The 16672-nt window shown below is 59.8% G+C and carries 12 protein-coding genes; 4 read left to right on the forward strand and 8 right to left on the reverse strand.

Translation table 11 applies throughout. The features are described from left to right. Nucleotides 1-48 precede the first annotated feature (48 nt). Together KGB18_RS03035 and ppsA are read right to left on the reverse strand one after the other, a co-directional pair. On the reverse strand, nt 49-1038 hold the full coding sequence (locus KGB18_RS03035) for an alpha/beta fold hydrolase (RefSeq protein WP_123720830.1): 990 nt from the start codon (nt 1036-1038) through the stop codon (nt 49-51). 96 nt (nt 1039-1134) lie between these two features. Then, on the reverse strand, nt 1135-3510 hold the full coding sequence (gene ppsA / locus KGB18_RS03040; RefSeq protein ID WP_050681879.1) for a phosphoenolpyruvate synthase: 2376 nt from the start codon (nt 3508-3510) through the stop codon (nt 1135-1137). A 174-nt stretch (nt 3511-3684) separates the two neighbouring features. On the opposite strand from ppsA, the gene KGB18_RS03045 reads away from it, so the two are divergent. Next, nucleotides 3685-4503, forward strand: coding sequence for a pyruvate, water dikinase regulatory protein (locus KGB18_RS03045; RefSeq protein ID WP_007902088.1), 819 nt, complete (start codon nt 3685-3687; stop codon nt 4501-4503). Nucleotides 4504-4634: 131 nt separating this feature from the next. Here the strand turns inward: KGB18_RS03045 and prpD are convergent, their stop codons facing one another. The 6 genes from prpD to KGB18_RS03075 all read right to left on the reverse strand — a co-directional run bounded on the left by prpD (nt 4635) and on the right by KGB18_RS03075 (nt 13298). Next, complete coding sequence (gene prpD / locus KGB18_RS03050; RefSeq protein ID WP_223569360.1) at nt 4635-6119, reverse strand: 2-methylcitrate dehydratase; 1485 nt, start codon at nt 6117-6119, stop codon at nt 4635-4637. Between the two features lie 212 nt (nt 6120-6331). Then, nucleotides 6332-7522 (reverse strand): 2-methylaconitate cis-trans isomerase PrpF, encoded by a 1191-nt coding sequence (prpF, locus tag KGB18_RS03055; protein ID WP_201059301.1) that lies wholly within the window; start codon nt 7520-7522, stop codon nt 6332-6334. A gap of 58 nt (nt 7523-7580) precedes the next feature. Continuing rightward, the gene (gene acnD, locus KGB18_RS03060) at nt 7581-10178 is read right to left on the reverse strand and encodes a Fe/S-dependent 2-methylisocitrate dehydratase AcnD (protein WP_223569361.1); all 2598 of its coding nucleotides are present in this window, start codon (nt 10176-10178) and stop codon (nt 7581-7583) included. A 204-nt stretch (nt 10179-10382) separates the two neighbouring features. Then, complete coding sequence (prpC, locus tag KGB18_RS03065; protein WP_223569362.1) at nt 10383-11510, reverse strand: 2-methylcitrate synthase; 1128 nt, start codon at nt 11508-11510, stop codon at nt 10383-10385. 178 nt (nt 11511-11688) lie between these two features. Continuing rightward, entirely contained in the window at nt 11689-12579 is an 891-nt protein-coding gene (prpB, locus tag KGB18_RS03070; RefSeq protein WP_223569363.1) for a methylisocitrate lyase, read from the reverse strand. Beyond that, nucleotides 12576-13298: a GntR family transcriptional regulator gene (locus KGB18_RS03075; protein ID WP_007902102.1), complete on the reverse strand. Its 723-nt coding sequence runs from the start codon at nt 13296-13298 to the stop codon at nt 12576-12578. The genes prpB and KGB18_RS03075 overlap by 4 nt, the downstream gene beginning before the upstream one ends. Before the next feature lie 298 nt (nt 13299-13596). Here KGB18_RS03075 and KGB18_RS03080 point away from each other — a divergent pair, with 298 nt between their 5' ends. Genes KGB18_RS03080 through KGB18_RS03090 form a run of 3 tightly spaced genes read left to right on the forward strand, consistent with a single transcriptional unit; the run spans nt 13597 to nt 16660 of the window. Further along, nucleotides 13597-14133: an ATP-dependent zinc protease gene (locus KGB18_RS03080; RefSeq protein WP_123720824.1), complete on the forward strand. Its 537-nt coding sequence runs from the start codon at nt 13597-13599 to the stop codon at nt 14131-14133. Between the two features lie 5 nt (nt 14134-14138). Further along, entirely contained in the window at nt 14139-15674 is a 1536-nt protein-coding gene (locus tag KGB18_RS03085) for an inactive transglutaminase family protein (RefSeq protein WP_123720823.1), read from the forward strand. Continuing rightward, nucleotides 15674-16660, forward strand: coding sequence for an alpha-L-glutamate ligase-like protein (locus tag KGB18_RS03090; RefSeq protein WP_123720822.1), 987 nt, complete (start codon nt 15674-15676; stop codon nt 16658-16660). Before KGB18_RS03085 ends, KGB18_RS03090 begins: the two co-directional genes overlap by 1 nt. The last annotated feature ends 12 nt before the right edge of the window (nt 16661-16672 follow it).

Raw genomic sequence — 16672 nt, forward strand, 5'->3', positions numbered from 1 at the left:
TTAGCCGCAAGCCGTTCCGAGCGAAATGCCCTTGTTAGAGCATCAGGCTCAAACTGCCGCAGCCAAATCCGGCTTTCCACCCAGCAACGGCGTCTGTTGATCCGCCAGCCAACGCGCCACCAACGGCCAGACTTCAGTCTGCGCAGCCTTGCTGACAAGCATTTCCACATGACCGAAATTATCGCCAAAGCCTTGCTCGCGGCCAAGGGTGATGAACTGCTTGTGCTCGGAGCCAACCTGATCGAACAGCTTGTGGCAGGCCCAGGTCGGGTCTTGATGATCGCCCGCGGCGCTCACGGCCAGCACTGGCAACTGGACCTCGGCCAAACCCGCCCACCAGTCCTTGTCGGCATCACCAAAACGGCCGAACAGCCCGTACCAGCGCATGCTTTCCAGGGCCAGGCCAATCGGCTCGTCCTCCGGGCCGCGCTTGAGCCGTGAACCTGACAGTTGGGCAAATCGCTTGAGAATGAAGCGCCCGCTCCACTCCACCGGCGGAAACTTCAACGGCCAGTAGGTGCGGCTGACCTGAGTGCCAAAAAACGCCGCAGACGCGACGACAGGCTCGCCGATGTATTCCCCACCCAGCGCCGCCGCCAGCGTAATGCCACCCAGCGAATGACCGATCCAGTGTGGGACCTGGCCGCTTTGTTCGCGCACGAACGCGCCAATGGCCGGCAAATCGTAACGCGCGTAGTCGGCGACGCGGTTTTTACGATAATCCTGATTGCGCTGAGACAGCCCATGACCGCGCATTTCCGGAATCCACACATCGAACCCCAGACGCGTCAGATAAGCCCCCAACCCCAGACCTTTGGGAGAGAACCAGAACCGTCGATTGGAAAAGCTGCCGTGCAACAGAATCACCGGCACGCCACGCACCGCCGGCTCATCGGCCAGGCCCAGGCGCGTCACAGCCAGTTCGACGGTGCCGTCGGGGCTGTTGCCGGGTTTCAAACGATAGACGTCTTCGCTCAAATCACCGCGCCGCTCGGCGCTGATCAGGGCGACAGGAAATAGGTTGCTGCTGCTTTGCATAATGCTCTTGCACAAAAAAGGGCGGCATCCAGAGGAGCCCGCCCTACTTGAATCTCTAAAAGGGCCGATCACAGATCGGCCCTTTCACTCACACCATCAGGCCGGAGCCTGACCTTCAGCCAGGAAGAACCAGGTTTCCAGCACGGAATCGGGGTTCAGCGAAACGCTTTCGATGCCCTGCTCCATCAGCCACTTGGCCAGATCCGGGTGGTCCGAAGGGCCCTGACCGCAGATGCCGATGTACTTGCCGGCCTTGTTGCATGCCTGAATAGCATTGGCCAGCAGCTTCTTGACCGCAGGATTACGCTCGTCGAACAGATGCGCGATGATCCCGGAGTCACGGTCCAGGCCCAGTGTCAGCTGAGTCAGGTCGTTGGAGCCGATGGAGAAACCATCGAAGAACTCGAGGAACTCTTCAGCCAGGATCGCGTTGGAAGGCAGTTCGCACATCATGATTACGCGCAGACCGTTTTCGCCACGGGCCAGACCGTTTTCGGCCAGCAGATCGACCACCTGGCTTGCTTCGCCCAGGGTGCGAACGAACGGCACCATGATTTCGACGTTGGTCAGGCCCATCTCGTTGCGCACGCGTTTGAGGGCGCGGCACTCGAGCTCGAAGCAGTCGCGGAACGATTCGCTGATGTAACGCGAAGCGCCACGGAAGCCCAGCATCGGGTTTTCTTCTTCCGGCTCGTAGAGTTTGCCGCCGATCAGGTTCGCGTATTCGTTGGACTTGAAGTCCGACAGACGCACGATGACCTTTTTCGGCCAGAACGCTGCCGCCAGGGTACTGATGCCCTCGACCAGTTTTTCGACATAGAAGCCGACCGGGTCGTTGTAACCGGCGATGCGCTTGTCGACGCTGTCCTTGATCTCTTGCGGCAGGCCGTCGTAGTTCAACAGCGCTTTCGGGTGTACGCCGATCATGCGGTTGATGATGAATTCCAGACGGGCCAGGCCCACACCGGCGTTCGGCAGTTGCGCGAAGTCGAAGGCGCGGTCCGGGTTGCCGACGTTCATCATGATCTTGAACGGCAGATCCGGCATGGCATCCACGGAGTTTTTCTTGATGTCGAAGCCCAGTTCGCCTTCGAAGATGTAGCCGGTGTCGCCTTCAGCGCAAGAAACAGTCACACCCTGGCCGTCTTTCAACAGCTGAGTCGCGTTGCCGCAACCGACCACGGCCGGGATACCCAGCTCGCGAGCGATGATCGCCGCGTGGCAGGTACGGCCGCCACGGTTGGTGACGATAGCGCTGGCGCGCTTCATGACCGGTTCCCAGTCCGGGTCGGTCATGTCGGAAACCAGAACGTCGCCCGGCTGGACTTTGTCCATCTCGGACACGTCCTTGATGATCCGCACCTTGCCGGCGCCGATGCGCTGGCCGATGGCGCGACCTTCCACCAGCACGGTGCCGGTTTCTTTCAACAGGTAACGTTCCATGACATTGGCCGAAGTGCGGCTCTTCACGGTTTCAGGACGGGCCTGAACGATGTAGAGCTTGCCGTCGTCACCGTCTTTGGCCCATTCGATGTCCATCGGGCACTTGTAGTGCTTTTCGATGATCATCGCTTGCTTGGCCAGCTCGCTGACTTCGGCGTCGCTCAGGCAGAAACGTGCACGATCAGCCTTGTCCACGTCGATGGTCTTGACCGACTTACCGGCCGTGGCCACTTCGCCGTAGATCATCTTGATGGCTTTGCTGCCCAGGTTGCGACGCAGGATGGCCGGACGACCGGCTTCCAGCGTGCCTTTGTGGACATAGAATTCATCCGGGTTCACCGCGCCTTGTACGACGGTTTCACCCAGGCCGTAAGCGCCGGTGATGAACACCACGTCACGGAAGCCCGATTCGGTATCGAGGGTGAACATCACGCCGGCGGTGCCGGTTTCGGAGCGGACCATGCGCTGCACGCCAGCCGACAGGGCAACCAGCTTGTGGTCGAAGCCCTGGTGGACGCGATAGGAAATCGCACGGTCGTTGAACAGGGAAGCGAACACCTCTTTGGCGGCGCGAATAACGTTTTCGACACCACGGATGTTCAGGAATGTTTCCTGCTGGCCAGCGAAGGAAGCGTCCGGCAAGTCTTCGGCGGTAGCGGAAGAGCGCACGGCAACGGCCATGTCAGGGTTGCCGGCCGACAGCGTGGCGAACGCGGTGCGGATCTCGGCGTTGAGCTTCTCGGGGAATTCGGCTTCCATGATCCATTGACGGATCTGGGCACCGGTTTTGGCCAGGGCGTTGACATCGTCGACATCCAGCGCGTCGAGGGCGGCATGGATCTGATCGTTCAGACCGCTCAGTTCCAGGAAATCACGATATGCCTGAGCTGTCGTGGCGAAGCCACCGGGCACCGATACACCGGCACCTGCAAGGTTACTGATCATCTCGCCCAGGGATGCGTTCTTGCCCCCCACATGCTCTACATCATGGACGCCGAGCTTATCGAGGGAAACTACGTACTCTACCAAGGTGATCTCTCCACTAACTGTGTTGGAAAAGCTCAGAAGCCGGCGACTCGGGGGAGCATTTGCCGGCTGTATGGCCTGGACCTGGAAAATAAGTGAGAATGCTGGCCACTGGCGGCCGACAAATCGCGCCTACTATATCCAAGAATCGTCACTAGCTTAAGGCCCAAGGTGCAAATGAAACGATCTGCTTTCTTTATCTCCGATGGCACGGGCATTACGGCCGAAACCCTGGGTCAAAGCCTGTTGGCGCAGTTCGAAAACATTACCTTCAGCAAAATCACGCGGCCCTACATCGACAACGCGGATAAAGCGCGGGCCATGGTACAACAAATCAACAAAGCCGCCGAAAACGATGGTTTTCGTCCGATTATTTTCGACACCATCGTCAATCAGGACATTCGTGAGATTCTCGCAACGTCGAATGGTTTCATGATCGACATTTTTTCGACCTTCCTGGCCCCGCTGGAACAGGAACTGACCGAGCATTCTTCCTACACCGTCGGCAAATCCCATTCCATTGGTGGCAACTCCAATTACATGGAGCGCATCGAGGCGGTGAACTTCGCCCTCGACAACGACGATGGCGCCCGCACGCACTATTACGACAAGGCCGACTTGATACTAGTGGGCGTGTCGCGATGTGGTAAGACGCCGACGTGTCTGTACATGGCCATGCAATTCGGCATCCGTGCGGCCAATTACCCGCTGACCGAAGATGACATGGAGCGCCTGCAACTGCCAACCGCCCTGCGCGCCCATCATCACAAGCTGTTCGGCCTGACCATCGACCCGGACCGGCTCACCGCGATCCGCAACGAACGCAAGCCCAACAGCCGCTATTCGAGCTACGCACAGTGCGAATTCGAAGTGCGCGAGGTGGAGAATCTGTTTCGACGCGAGAACATTGCCCACATCAATTCCACGCATTTCTCCGTGGAAGAAATCTCTGCGAAGATTTTAGTAGAGAAAGGTGTGGAGCGACGGTTCAAGTAATTTCCGGCGTCTGCTCCACCGCCATCGCGGGCAAGCCCGCTCCCACAGGGATCTGTGTTGAATGCAAAATCCAAACAATGGAGAGCCTGTGGGAGCGGGCTTGCCCGCGATTGAACGATGACGCGGTGTAACTAGATCACAAACAAATCCACAAACCGGTTCACCGCCGTCTCCTCAAGCCGCGCCTGGTCCTTGCACAACGCAAAGATCTCGGCACTCCGCTGCGCCGTGAAGCGCGTCGCCAGATTGGCCTTGAACTTCTCTTCCAGCAGCGGAATGCCATCGGTGCGGCGACGGCGATGGCCGATCGGGTACTCCACCACCACGTTCTCGGTGCTGGAGCCGTCCTTGAAGAACACCTGCACCGCATTGGCGATGGAGCGTTTATCCGGCTCCAGGTATTCGCGGGTGAAGCGCGGGTCTTCGACGATGGCCATTTTGTCGCGCAGCACGTCGATGATCGGATGCACGGCGTGGAAGTCGTCTTCATATTGCTCGGCCACCAGATTACCGAACACCAAGGGTACGGCGGTCATGTACTGGATGCAGTGGTCGCGGTCCGCAGCGTTGGCCAGCGGGCCGACCTTGGAGATGATGCGGATCGCCGATTCGTGGGTGGTGATGACGATCCTGTCGATTTCGTGCAGGCGATTCCTGACCAGTGGGTGCAAAGTGACGGCGGCCTCGCAGGCAGTTTGCGCGTGAAACTCGGCGGGAAAGCTGATCTTGAACAGCACGTTTTCCATCACGTAGCTGCCGAACGGCCGAGAGAATCTGAAGGCCCGCTTGTCTTCAGGCTTGAGCGCCATGTCATTGTTGGTGTGGCTGAACAGTACGTCGTAGAAACCCCATTGTTTGGCGGTCAGTACACCGGGAATGCCCATCTCCCCGCGCATTGCAATGTCCGCCAGACGCACGCCACGACTGGACGCATCCCCCGCTGCCCAGGATTTACGCGACCCGGCATTTGGCGCATGCCGGTAAGTACGCAGCGCCTGGCCGTCGGCAAAGGCATGGGACAACGCCGACAGCAGTTGCTCGCGATTGGCGCCCATGAGCTTGGCGGTGACCGCGGTCGAGGCGACTTTCACCAGGATGACGTGGTCGATGCCGACGCGATTGAAGGAGTTTTCCAACGCAATCACGCCTTGAATCTCGTGAGCCATGATCATCGCTTCCAACACCACGCGAAGGGTCAGCGGTGCGTCGCCATTGGCCTGGCGTTTTTGCGACAGATGGTCGGCCACCGCAAGAATGGCGCCGAGGTTATCGGACGGATGACCCCATTCGGCGGCGAGCCAAGTGTCGTTGTAATCAAGCCAGCGGACGATGCAACCGATGTCCCAAGCGGCTTTGACCGGATCAAGACGATAACTGGTGCCCGGCACGCGAGCACCGAAGGGAACGACAGTGCCTTCGACGATAGGTCCAAGGTGTTTGATGCATTCGGGAAAACGCAGGGCCAGCAGACCGCAGCCGAGGGTGTCCATCAGGCAATTGCGGGCGGTATCCAGCGCTTCTGGAGATTCGATTTTGAAGTTGAGGACGTAGTCGGTGATGTCCTGCAGGACCGTATCGTAGTCGGGGCGGTTGTTCAGGTCGACGTTGGCGCTCATGTTCGATTCACTCGGTCAGTGGTTCGCTGATGGGACCTCGGTTCAGGATCAATCTTAGTTGGTGACGCCATTCTTGTTATTGAAATGCAGTCCACTGTGGGAGCGGGCTTGCCCGCGATAGCGGTGTATCAGCCGACATAGATGTTGAATGTGAAGGCCTCATCGCGGGCAAGCCCGCTCCCACAGGGTTTTGGGTGACGTCTAAACTTATGTCAGAAACAATCCCCCGGCACGCGGACATAGCCTTCCATCAACACCCGCGCACTGCGGCTCATGATGGCTTTGTTCACGGTCCATTCACCGTTGACCTGAGTGGCCTCGGCGCCCACGCGCAAGGTCCCGGAGGGATGACCGAAGCGCACCGCGTTGCGTTCGATGCCGCCCGCCGCCAAGTTCACCAACGTGCCGGAAATCGCCGCCGCCGTGCCGATGGCCACCGCTGCCGTGCCCATCATCGCGTGGTGCAGTTTGCCCATGGACAGCGCACGCACCAGCAAGTCAATGTCGGTGGCCGCAATCGCCTTGCCGCTGGACGCAATGTACTCCGCCGGTTTGGCGACGAACGCCACCTTCGGCGTGTGCTGACGCTTGGCCGCTTCGTCCAGGTGCTGAATCAGCCCCATGCGCAACGCGCCGTAAGCGCGGATGGTTTCGAACATCGCCAGGGCCTTCAGGTCGCCATTGATCGCGCCCTGCAATTCGGTACCGGTGTAGCCGATGTCTTCGGCATTGATGAAAATGGTCGGAATGCCGGCGTTGATCAAGGTCGCCCTGAGCGTACCGACGCCCGGCACTTCGAGGTCATCTACCAGATTGCCGGTGGGGAACATCGAACCACCGCCACCCTCTTCTTCCGCCGCCGGGTCCATGAATTCGAGCTGCACTTCGGCCGCCGGAAAGGTCACACCGTCGAGTTCGAAATCGCCGGTTTCCTGGACCTCACCGTTGGTGATCGGCACATGGGCGATGATGGTCTTGCCGATGTTGGCCTGCCACACGCGCACCACCGCCACACCGTTGTGCGGAATGCGGCTGGCATCCACCAGGCCATTGCTGATGGCGAACGAACCGACCGCCGCCGACAGGTTGCCGCAGTTGCCGCTCCAGTCGACGAAAGGCTTGTCGATGGAGACCTGACCGAACAGGTAATCGACGTCATGGTCGGCCTTGATGCTTTTCGACAGGATCACGGTTTTGCTGGTGCTGGACGTCGCACCGCCCATGCCGTCGATTTGCTTGTCGTATGGGTCGGGACTGCCGATCACTCGCAGCAATAACGCATCGCGAGCCGGGCCGGGAATCTGTGCCGCTTCGGGCAGGTCTTTCAGGCTGAAGAACACGCCTTTGCTGGTGCCGCCGCGCATGTAGGTGGCGGGGATTTTGATCTGAGGTGCGTGAGCCATTGGTGCTCCTTATAGATAGACAGACACGGGCCTGAAATCCCGTGTCCGCACATCGTTGTTAAACGGCAACCGCCGATTCTTCGAGGAAGTCCTGAGCGAAACGCTGCAACACGCCGCCGGCCTCGTAGATCGACACTTCTTCAGCGGTGTCGAGGCGGCAGGTCACCGGCACTTCGACGCGTTCGCCGTTTTTGCGATTGATCACCAGCGTCAGCGTCGCACGCGGGGTGCGGTCGCCGATCACGTCGTAGGTTTCGCTGCCGTCGATGGCCAGGGTGTGACGGTCGGTGCCCGGTTTGAACTCCAGCGGCAACACGCCCATGCCCACCAGGTTGGTGCGGTGGATGCGCTCGAAACCTTCCGCAGCGATTGCTTCCACACCTGCCAGACGCACACCTTTGGCTGCCCAGTCACGGGACGAACCCTGACCATAGTCGGCGCCGGCGATGATGATCAGCGGCTGCTTGCGTTCCATGTAGGTTTCGATGGCTTCCCACATGCGCATGACCTGGCCTTCCGGCTCGACTCGCGCCAGGGAACCCTGCTTGACCTTGCCGTTTTCCTGAACCATTTCATTGAACAGTTTCGGGTTGGCGAACGTCGCGCGCTGCGCGGTCAAGTGGTCGCCGCGGTGCGTGGCGTAGGAGTTGAAGTCTTCTTCCGGCAGGCCCATTTTCGCCAGGTATTCACCGGCGGCGCTGTCGAGCATGATCGCGTTGGAAGGCGACAGGTGATCGGTGGTGATGTTGTCCGGCAGCACCGCCAGCGGGCGCATGCCCTTGAGCGGACGAGCGCCGGCCAGCGCGCCTTCCCAATACGGCGGACGACGGATGTAGGTGCTCATTTCGCGCCAGTCATACAGCGGCGTGACCTTCGGACCGGTATCTTCGTGGATGGCGAACATCGGAATGTACACTTGGCGGAACTGCTCCGGTTTCACCGAAGCCTTGACCACCGCGTCGATTTCTTCGTCGCTCGGCCAGATGTCTTTCAGGCGGATTTCCTTGCCGTTCGCGTCCAGGCCCAGCACATCTTTTTCGATGTCGAAACGGATGGTCCCGGCGATGGCGTAAGCCACCACCAATGGCGGCGAAGCCAGGAACGCGTTTTTGGCGTATGGGTGAATCCGCCCATCGAAGTTACGGTTACCGGAAAGTACGGCCGTGGCATACAGATCGCGATCGATGATCTCTTGCTGGATCACCGGGTCCAGCGCGCCGGACATGCCGTTGCACGTGGTGCAGGCGAAGGCCACGACGCCGAAGCCGAGTTGTTCCAGTTCTTTAGTCAGCCCGGCTTCATCCAGATACAGCGCCACGGTTTTCGAACCCGGCGCCAGCGAGGATTTGACCCATGGCTTGCGGGTCAGCCCGAGCTTGTTGGCGTTGCGCGCCAGCAGGCCAGCGGCAATCACGTTGCGTGGGTTGCTGGTGTTGGTGCAACTGGTGATGGCGGCGATGATCACCGCGCCGTCCGGCATCTGGCCGGGCACGTCGTCCCACTGGCCGGAGATGCCTTGCGCCGCGAGATCGGACGTGGCGACACGGGCGTGCGGGTTGCTCGGGCCGGCCATGTTGCGCACCACCGAGGACAGGTCGAAGCTCAGCCCTCGCTCGTATTGCGCGCCTTTCAGGCTGTCGGCCCAGAGACCGGTCTGCTTGGCGTAATTCTCCACAAGCTGCACTTGCTCGTCTTCACGGCCGGTGAGTTTCAGGTAGTCGATAGTCTGCTGGTCGATGTAGAACATTGCCGCCGTGGCGCCGTATTCCGGGGCCATGTTGGAAATGGTCGCACGGTCGCCCAAGGTCAGAGCCGAAGCCCCTTCACCGAAGAACTCCAGCCATGCGCCGACGACTTTTTGTTTGCGCAGGTATTCGGTCAGCGCCAGCACCATGTCGGTGGCAGTGATGCCCGGTTGCAGCTTGCCAGTGAGTTCGACACCGACGCTTTCCGGCAGACGCATCCACGATGCGCGACCAAGCATGACGCTTTCCGCTTCCAGACCACCAACACCAATGGCGATCACGCCCAGCGCATCGACGTGCGGGGTGTGACTGTCGGTGCCGACGCAGGTATCGGGGAAGGCCACACCGTCACGCACCTGAATCACTGGCGACATTTTCTCCAGGTTGATCTGGTGCATGATCCCGTTGCCTGGCGGGATCACGTCAACGTTCTTGAAGGCTTTTTTGGTCCAGTTGATGAAGTGGAAACGGTCTTCGTTGCGACGGTCTTCAATGGCACGGTTCTTTTCAAACGCTTCCGGGTCGAAGCCACCGCGCTCAACGGCCAGGGAGTGGTCGACGATCAACTGAGTCGGCACCACCGGGTTCACTTGCGCCGGGTCACCACCTTGCAGGGCGATGGCGTCGCGCAGGCCGGCGAGGTCGACCAGGGCGGTCTGGCCAAGAATGTCGTGGCACACCACGCGGGCCGGGAACCACGGGAAATCGAGATCGCGTTTGCGCTCGATGAATTGCTTCAAGGACTCAGTGAGCGTGGCCGGGTCGCAGCGACGCACGAGGTTTTCCGTCAGCACGCGGGAGGTGTACGGCAGGGTGTCGTAGGCGCCAGGCGCAATGGCATCGACCGCCGCGCGGACGTCGAAATAATCCAGATGGCTGCCGGGCAGCGGTTTGCGGAATTCAGTGTTCATCGTCAGGACTCGGTCACGGTGGTTTCAAAGGGTGGGGCCTGGCGCAGCTGTTGAAGCAAACACAATCCACTGTGGGAGCGGGCTTGCCCGCGATAGCGGTGTATCAGTCGACATCCATGTTGGATGTCAGTCCGTCATCGCGGGCAAGCCCGCTCCCACAGGGACCTGCGTTTTGTTCAGGTTCCTGTGCCGGCGCCCTCCCGGTCAGCGTTGTTCGATTGGCACGAACTTGCGCTGTTCGACGCCGACGTATTCGGCGCTCGGGCGGATGATGCGGTTGTTGGCACGTTGTTCGAACACATGCGCCGCCCAGCCGGTCAGGCGCGAGCAGACGAAGATCGGTGTGAACAACTTGGTCGGGATGCCCATGAAGTGGTACGTCGACGCATGGTAGAAGTCGGCGTTCGGGAACAGCTTCTTCTGTTCCCACATGGTTGCGTCGATGGCTTCGGAAACCGGGAACAGCACGGTGTCGCCCACTTCGTCGGAGAGTTTTTTCGACCAGGCCTTGATCACCTCGTTGCGCGGATCGTTGTCCTTATAGATCGCGTGGCCGAAGCCCATGATCTTGTCCTTGCGCGCCAGCATGCCGAGGGTGCCCTCGACCGCCTCTTCAGGCGACGAGAAGCGCTCGATCATTTCCATCGCCGCTTCGTTGGCGCCGCCGTGCAACGGGCCGCGCAGGGAGCCGATGGCCGCCGTGATGCAGGAATACAGATCCGACAGGGTCGAGGCACACACGCGGGCGGTGAAGGTCGAGGCGTTGAACTCGTGCTCTGCGTAGAGGATCAGCGAAACGTTCATCACCTTGACGTGCAACTCGCTCGGTTTCTTGTCGTGCAACAGGTGCAGGAAATGGCCGCCGATGCAGGCTTCGTCAGTCACGCAATTGATGCGTTTGCCGTCGTGGCTGAAGCGATACCAGTAGCACATGATCGCCGGGAACGCGGCCAGCAGGCGGTCGGTTTTGTCGTGCTGCTCGGAGAAGTCTTTCTCCGGTTCGATGTTGCCCAGGAACGAGCAACCGGTGCGCATCACGTCCATCGGATGGGCGTCGGCGGGGATGCGTTCCAGTACTTCTTTCAGCGCTTGCGGCAGGTCACGCAGCTTGCTCAGTTTGGTCACGTAAGCGGCGAGTTGCGCTTTGGTAGGTAGCTCGCCGTACAGCAGCAGGTATGCCACTTCTTCGAATTGGGCGTCAGCCGCCAGTTCGCGAACGTCATAGCCGCGATAGGTCAGGCCTGCGCCCGACTGGCCCACGGTGGACAGTGCGGTTTGCCCGGCAACCTGGCCACGGAGCCCGGCGCCACTGAGTACTTTTGCTTCGGCCATTGCTGTCTCCAGTTTTCTTGAATTTGTTAGGGAATCGGCAAATTGTGTTTCATCAGGTTCTTTGGGGATTGCCGAAAAGATCGCAGCCTTCGGCAGCTCCTACATTGACTGCGTTCGACAACAACCCTGTAGGAGCTGTCGAGTGAAACGAGGCTGCGATCTTTTGATCTTTTGATCTTTATTTCTTCGCCGCAAACAACGCATCGAGCTTCTGCTCGAAGGTGTGGTAATCGATGCGATCGTAAAGCTCCATGCGCGTCTGCATAGTGTCGATGACGTTCTGCTGCGTGCCGTCGCGGCGGATCGCGGTGTAGACGTTTTCCGCGGCTTTGTTCATCGCGCGGAACGCCGACAGCGGGTACAGCACCAACGACACGTCGGCAGCAGCGAGCTGCTCGGTGGTGTACAGCGGCGTCGCGCCGAATTCAGTGATATTGGCCAGGATCGGCGCTTTCACGCGGCTGGCGAACAGCTTGTACATCTCAAGCTCGGTGATGGCTTCCGGGAAGATCATGTCGGCGCCGGCTTCGATGCACGCGGCGGCGCGTTCCAGCGCAGATTCAAGACCTTCCACCGCCAGGGCGTCGGTGCGGGCCATGATCACGAAGCTGTCGTCGGTGCGGGCATCGACGGCCGCTTTGATGCGGTCGACCATTTCCTGCAGCGAGACGATCTCTTTATTAGGACGATGACCGCAGCGCTTGGCGCCGACCTGGTCTTCGATGTGGATTGCCGCCGCGCCGAACTTGATCATCGACTTCACGGTACGGGCGACGTTGAACGCCGAGGAACCGAAACCGGTGTCCACGTCCACCAGCAGCGGCAGGTCGCAGACGTCAGTGATGCGACGCACGTCGGTCAGCACGTCATCCAGACCGGTAATCCCCAGGTCCGGCACGCCGAGGGAGCCGGCAGCCACCCCGCCACCCGACAGGTAAATAGCCTTGAAACCGGCGCGCTTGGCCAGCAGTGCGTGGTTGGCGTTGATCGTGCCGACCACTTGCAGCGGATGTTCGCTGGCGACCGCATCGCGGAAACGCTGGCCTGGAGTGCTCTTGTTGGAACTCATGACTCACCTCGTTCAGTGGCTGTCGGGTTAGCGCCGTCCTGGTAGTGACGGGCGATATTGCGTTTGGAGGCGCCGATGTGACGGCGCATCAACAACTCGGCCAGCTCACCGTCACGGTCGGCGATGGCATCGAGAATTCGGTGGTGTTCGGCAAACGCCTGGCGCGGCCGATTGGGCGTGGTGGAAAACTGGATGCGGTACATGCGCACCAGCTGATAGAGCTCACCGCACAGCATCTGGGTCAGGGTGCGGTTGCCGCTGCCCTGGATGATCCGGTAATGAAAGTCGAAATCGCCTTCCTGCTGGTAGTAACCGACACCGGCCTGAAACGCCGCATCGCGCTCATGGGTTTCCAGCACCCGACGCAGTTCGTCGATTTCTTCGACCGTCATGCGTTCAGCCGCCAGACGGCACGCCATGCCTTCCAGGGATTCGCGAATTTCGTAGAGTTCCAGCAGTTCGGCGTGGCTCAGCGATACCACCCGCGCCCCGACGTGCGGCACGCGAACCAGCAGGCGCTGGCCTTCCAGACGGTGAATGGCCTCACGCAGCGGCCCGCGGCTGATGCCGTAGGTGCGCGCCAGCTCGGGCTCTGAGATCTTGCTGCCCGGGGCGATCTCGCCTTTGACGATGGCCGCCTGAATACGTCGGAAGACGTTTTCGGAAAGTGTTTCCGAGTCGTCCTGAACTGTGACCGGGGGATCGAGTTGATCCAGCATATTGTCGACACCTTGAAAACCAATGCCGCAAAAACTAGCGAATATGGCCAGATACGTCAAAGGATAATTCGATATTGTCGACAATCGTCTAATAACCACGCTGCACCATAAGGAAGCAACCCCTCAAGTTATAGCCGTCGGCCAACGCTGGCGCCATAAACCCACCGTGCTAGAATGCCGCCCGCATTTGCTTGTCATCTGCATTGCCTGTCATAAAAAACGGATAGGCATACGAGGGAGCTTGTGCAGCAATGCCAGGGCCTTGAATTGAAGAACGGACCGCTGCGCACCAGGATTTATGAGACTCAAGCCCTTCACCACATTCCTTTGTCTTTTTGGTCTGCCAGGTTTCGCCGCGGCAGGGGAAAAGACTGTGTACGGCCTCAATGAGTACGCTTCGCTGGAAGGCATCAATCTGGAAGTCGCCGCCAAACTCGACACTGGGGCGAAAACCGCTTCGCTGAGTGCCCGCGACATCAAACGCTTCAAACGCAATGGCGAGTCCTGGGTGCGCTTCTATCTGGCTATCGACGCCGCGCATTCGCATCCGATCGAACGACCGCTGGCCCGTGTCAGCAAGATCAAGCGCCGGGCCGGTGACTACGACCCGGAAGAAGGCAAAAAATACACCGCCCGTCCGGTCATCGAGCTGGATATCTGCATGGGTTCGGCTTTACGCAGCATCGAAGTGAACTTGACCGACCGCAGTGCCTTCCAATACCCGCTCTTGATCGGCTCCGAAGCGCTCAAACGCTTCGATGCGCTGGTCGACCCCAGTCTTAAATACGCTGCTGGCAAACCCGCCTGCGCCACCGACGCACATACCGCAGAGTAATTCCAATGCGCTCTCTTACCCTCCATCTGAAACTGCTGATCGCCATCCTGGTGGTGCTGGGCATTTCAGTTACGGCCTATCAGATTTTCGTGCTCGGAATTCCGGTGACCGAAGACGCTACCGACGACTTGTGGAACATCGACGCCAAGGTCGAGTTCGTCGCCAACGCCAAGGATCCGATCAAGATCCAGATGTTCGTGCCGCCGCTGAGCCGCGACTACGTGAGCCTCAACGAGAGTTTCATTTCCAATAATTACGGCGTGGCAGTGAACCGTGCCGATGGTAACCGCAAGGTCACCTGGTCGGCGCGTCGGGCCAAAGGCAACCAGACCCTTTATTACCGACTGGTGCTGACCAAGCGCTACAGCGGCGAAAAATCCAAGATCAAAGGCCCGACCTTCCGCGACAGCATTGCCGTCGAAGGCCCGGAAAAAATCGCCGCCGAAGCCTTGCTCGCGCCGATCCGCCAACACTCGGCCGACGTCGAAACCTTCATCGGCGAAGCCATCAAGCGCGTCAACAACCTCAACGACGACAACGTAAAACTGCTGCTGGCCGGCGATCCGTCCACCGTGAACAAAGCCAAAATCGTCGAACTGGTACTGTCCATCGCCCACGTGCCGGTGGAAAAGGTCCACACCATTCGCCTGGTAGCCGATCAGCCGCAAATGCCTGAACTCTGGTTACGCAGCTTCAACGGCACCGACTGGCTGTACTTCAACCCGGAAACCGGCGAACAGGGCCTGCCCACCGACCGCTTGCTGTGGTGGACCGGCGACGAAAACCTGATCACCGTCGATGGCGGTAAAAAAGCCAACGTCACCTTCAGCCTGAACAACAGCGAAATGAACGCCATTCGCCTAGCCAAGCTGACCGACGAAAACTCCGACGCCAACTTCCTCGATTACTCGCTGTACGGTCTGCCGCTGGAAACCCAGCAGACCTTCATGATCATGGTGATGATCCCGATCGGCGTGCTGGTGATCCTGATCCTGCGCAACCTGATCGGCATTCAGACACTCGGCACCTTTACCCCGGTGCTGATCGCCCTCGCCTTCCGGGAAACCCAGCTCGGCTTCGGTATTGTGCTGTTCACCATCATCACGGCGCTGGGGCTGTCGCTGCGCTCCTACCTTGAACACTTGAAGCTGCAAATGCTGCCGAGGCTGTCGGTGGTGCTGACCTTCGTGGTGGTGCTGATCGCGGCTATCAGCCTGTTCAGCCACAAACTCGGCCTGGAACGCGGCTTGTCGGTGGCGCTGTTCCCGATGGTGATTCTGACCATGACCATCGAACGCCTGTCGATCACCTGGGAAGAGCGCGGTGGCGGCCACGCGATGAAAGTGGCGATCGGCACGTTGTTCGCAGCCGCCCTGGCGCACCTGATCATGAGCGTGCCTGAGCTGGTGTACTTCGTGTTCACCTTCCCGGCGATCCTGCTGATCCTGGTGGGTTTCATGCTGGCCATGGGTCGCTATCGCGGTTACCGCCTGACCGAACTGGTGCGTTTCAAGGCTTTCCTCAAGAAGGCTGACGCCTGATGTTCGGTCTCTGGAAGACCTGGAAAGCCCTGGAGGCCCGGGGCATCATGGGGATCAATCGGCGCAACGCAGACTATGTACTCAAGTACAACAAGCGCAGCCTGTACCCGATCGTCGATGACAAGATCATCACCAAGGAGCGCGCCATCGCCGCCGGCATCCACGTGCCGGAGCTGTACGGCGTGATCTCCACCGAGAAGGAAATCGACAACCTCAGCGAGATCATCGGCGGGCGTACCGATTTCGTGGTCAAGCCGGCCCAGGGCGCTGGCGGTGATGGCATTCTGGTGATCGCCGACCGCTTCGAGGGCCGCTATCGCACGGTGTCGGGCAAGATCATCAGCCACGAGGAAATCGAGCATCAGATTTCCAGCATCCTGACCGGCCTGTACTCGCTCGGCGGTCACCGTGACCGCGCGCTGATCGAATACCGCGTGACCCCGGACCAGATCTTCAAAAGCATCAGCTATGAAGGCGTGCCGGACATTCGCATCATCGTGCTGATGGGCTATCCGGTGATGGCCATGTTGCGCTTGCCGACTCGCCAGTCCGGCGGGAAGGCCAACCTGCACCAGGGCGCCATCGGCGTCGGTGTCGATCTGGCCACAGGCCTGACATTGCGCGGCACCTGGCTGAACAACATCATCAACAAACATCCGGACACCACCAACGCAGTGGACGGCGTGCAACTGCCCTACTGGGACGGTTTCATGAAGCTCGCTGCCGGCTGCTATGAGCTGTGCGGGCTGGGTTACATCGGTGTCGACATGGTGCTCGACCAGGAAAAAGGGCCGCTGATTCTTGAGCTTAACGCCCGGCCCGGATTGAACATTCAAATCGCCAACGATTGCGGATTGACGTTGCGTACCCACGCGGTCGAAGCGCGGCTGGAAGAATTACAGGCCCGCGGGATAATCGAAACAGCGCAGGAACGCGTGGAGTTCGTTCAGGAAATGTTTGGGCATATTCCTGCGGTTGAGGGCTGACCTGTGGCGAGG

The organism is Pseudomonas sp. BF-R-26 (assembly GCF_019947395.1).
Classification (GTDB): Bacteria; Pseudomonadota; Gammaproteobacteria; order Pseudomonadales; family Pseudomonadaceae; genus Aquipseudomonas; species Aquipseudomonas farris.

Excerpts from the sequence above, each read along its gene's own strand:
- KGB18_RS03035 (WP_123720830.1), bottom strand. The coding sequence starts at position 1,038 with ATGCAAAGCAGCAGCAACCTATTTCCTGTCGCCCTGATCAGCGCCGAG.
- KGB18_RS03045 (WP_007902088.1), top strand. The coding sequence starts at position 3,685 with ATGAAACGATCTGCTTTCTTTATCTCCGATGGCACGGGCATTACGGCC.
- prpD (WP_223569360.1), bottom strand. The coding sequence starts at position 6,119 with ATGAGCGCCAACGTCGACCTGAACAACCGCCCCGACTACGATACGGTC.
- prpF (WP_201059301.1), bottom strand. The coding sequence starts at position 7,522 with ATGGCTCACGCACCTCAGATCAAAATCCCCGCCACCTACATGCGCGGC.
- acnD (WP_223569361.1), bottom strand. The coding sequence starts at position 10,178 with ATGAACACTGAATTCCGCAAACCGCTGCCCGGCAGCCATCTGGATTAT.
- prpC (WP_223569362.1), bottom strand. The coding sequence starts at position 11,510 with ATGGCCGAAGCAAAAGTACTCAGTGGCGCCGGGCTCCGTGGCCAGGTT.
- prpB (WP_223569363.1), bottom strand. The coding sequence starts at position 12,579 with ATGAGTTCCAACAAGAGCACTCCAGGCCAGCGTTTCCGCGATGCGGTC.
- KGB18_RS03075 (WP_007902102.1), bottom strand. The coding sequence starts at position 13,298 with ATGCTGGATCAACTCGATCCCCCGGTCACAGTTCAGGACGACTCGGAA.
- KGB18_RS03080 (WP_123720824.1), top strand. The coding sequence starts at position 13,597 with ATGAGACTCAAGCCCTTCACCACATTCCTTTGTCTTTTTGGTCTGCCA.
- KGB18_RS03085 (WP_123720823.1), top strand. The coding sequence starts at position 14,139 with ATGCGCTCTCTTACCCTCCATCTGAAACTGCTGATCGCCATCCTGGTG.
- KGB18_RS03090 (WP_123720822.1), top strand. The coding sequence starts at position 15,674 with ATGTTCGGTCTCTGGAAGACCTGGAAAGCCCTGGAGGCCCGGGGCATC.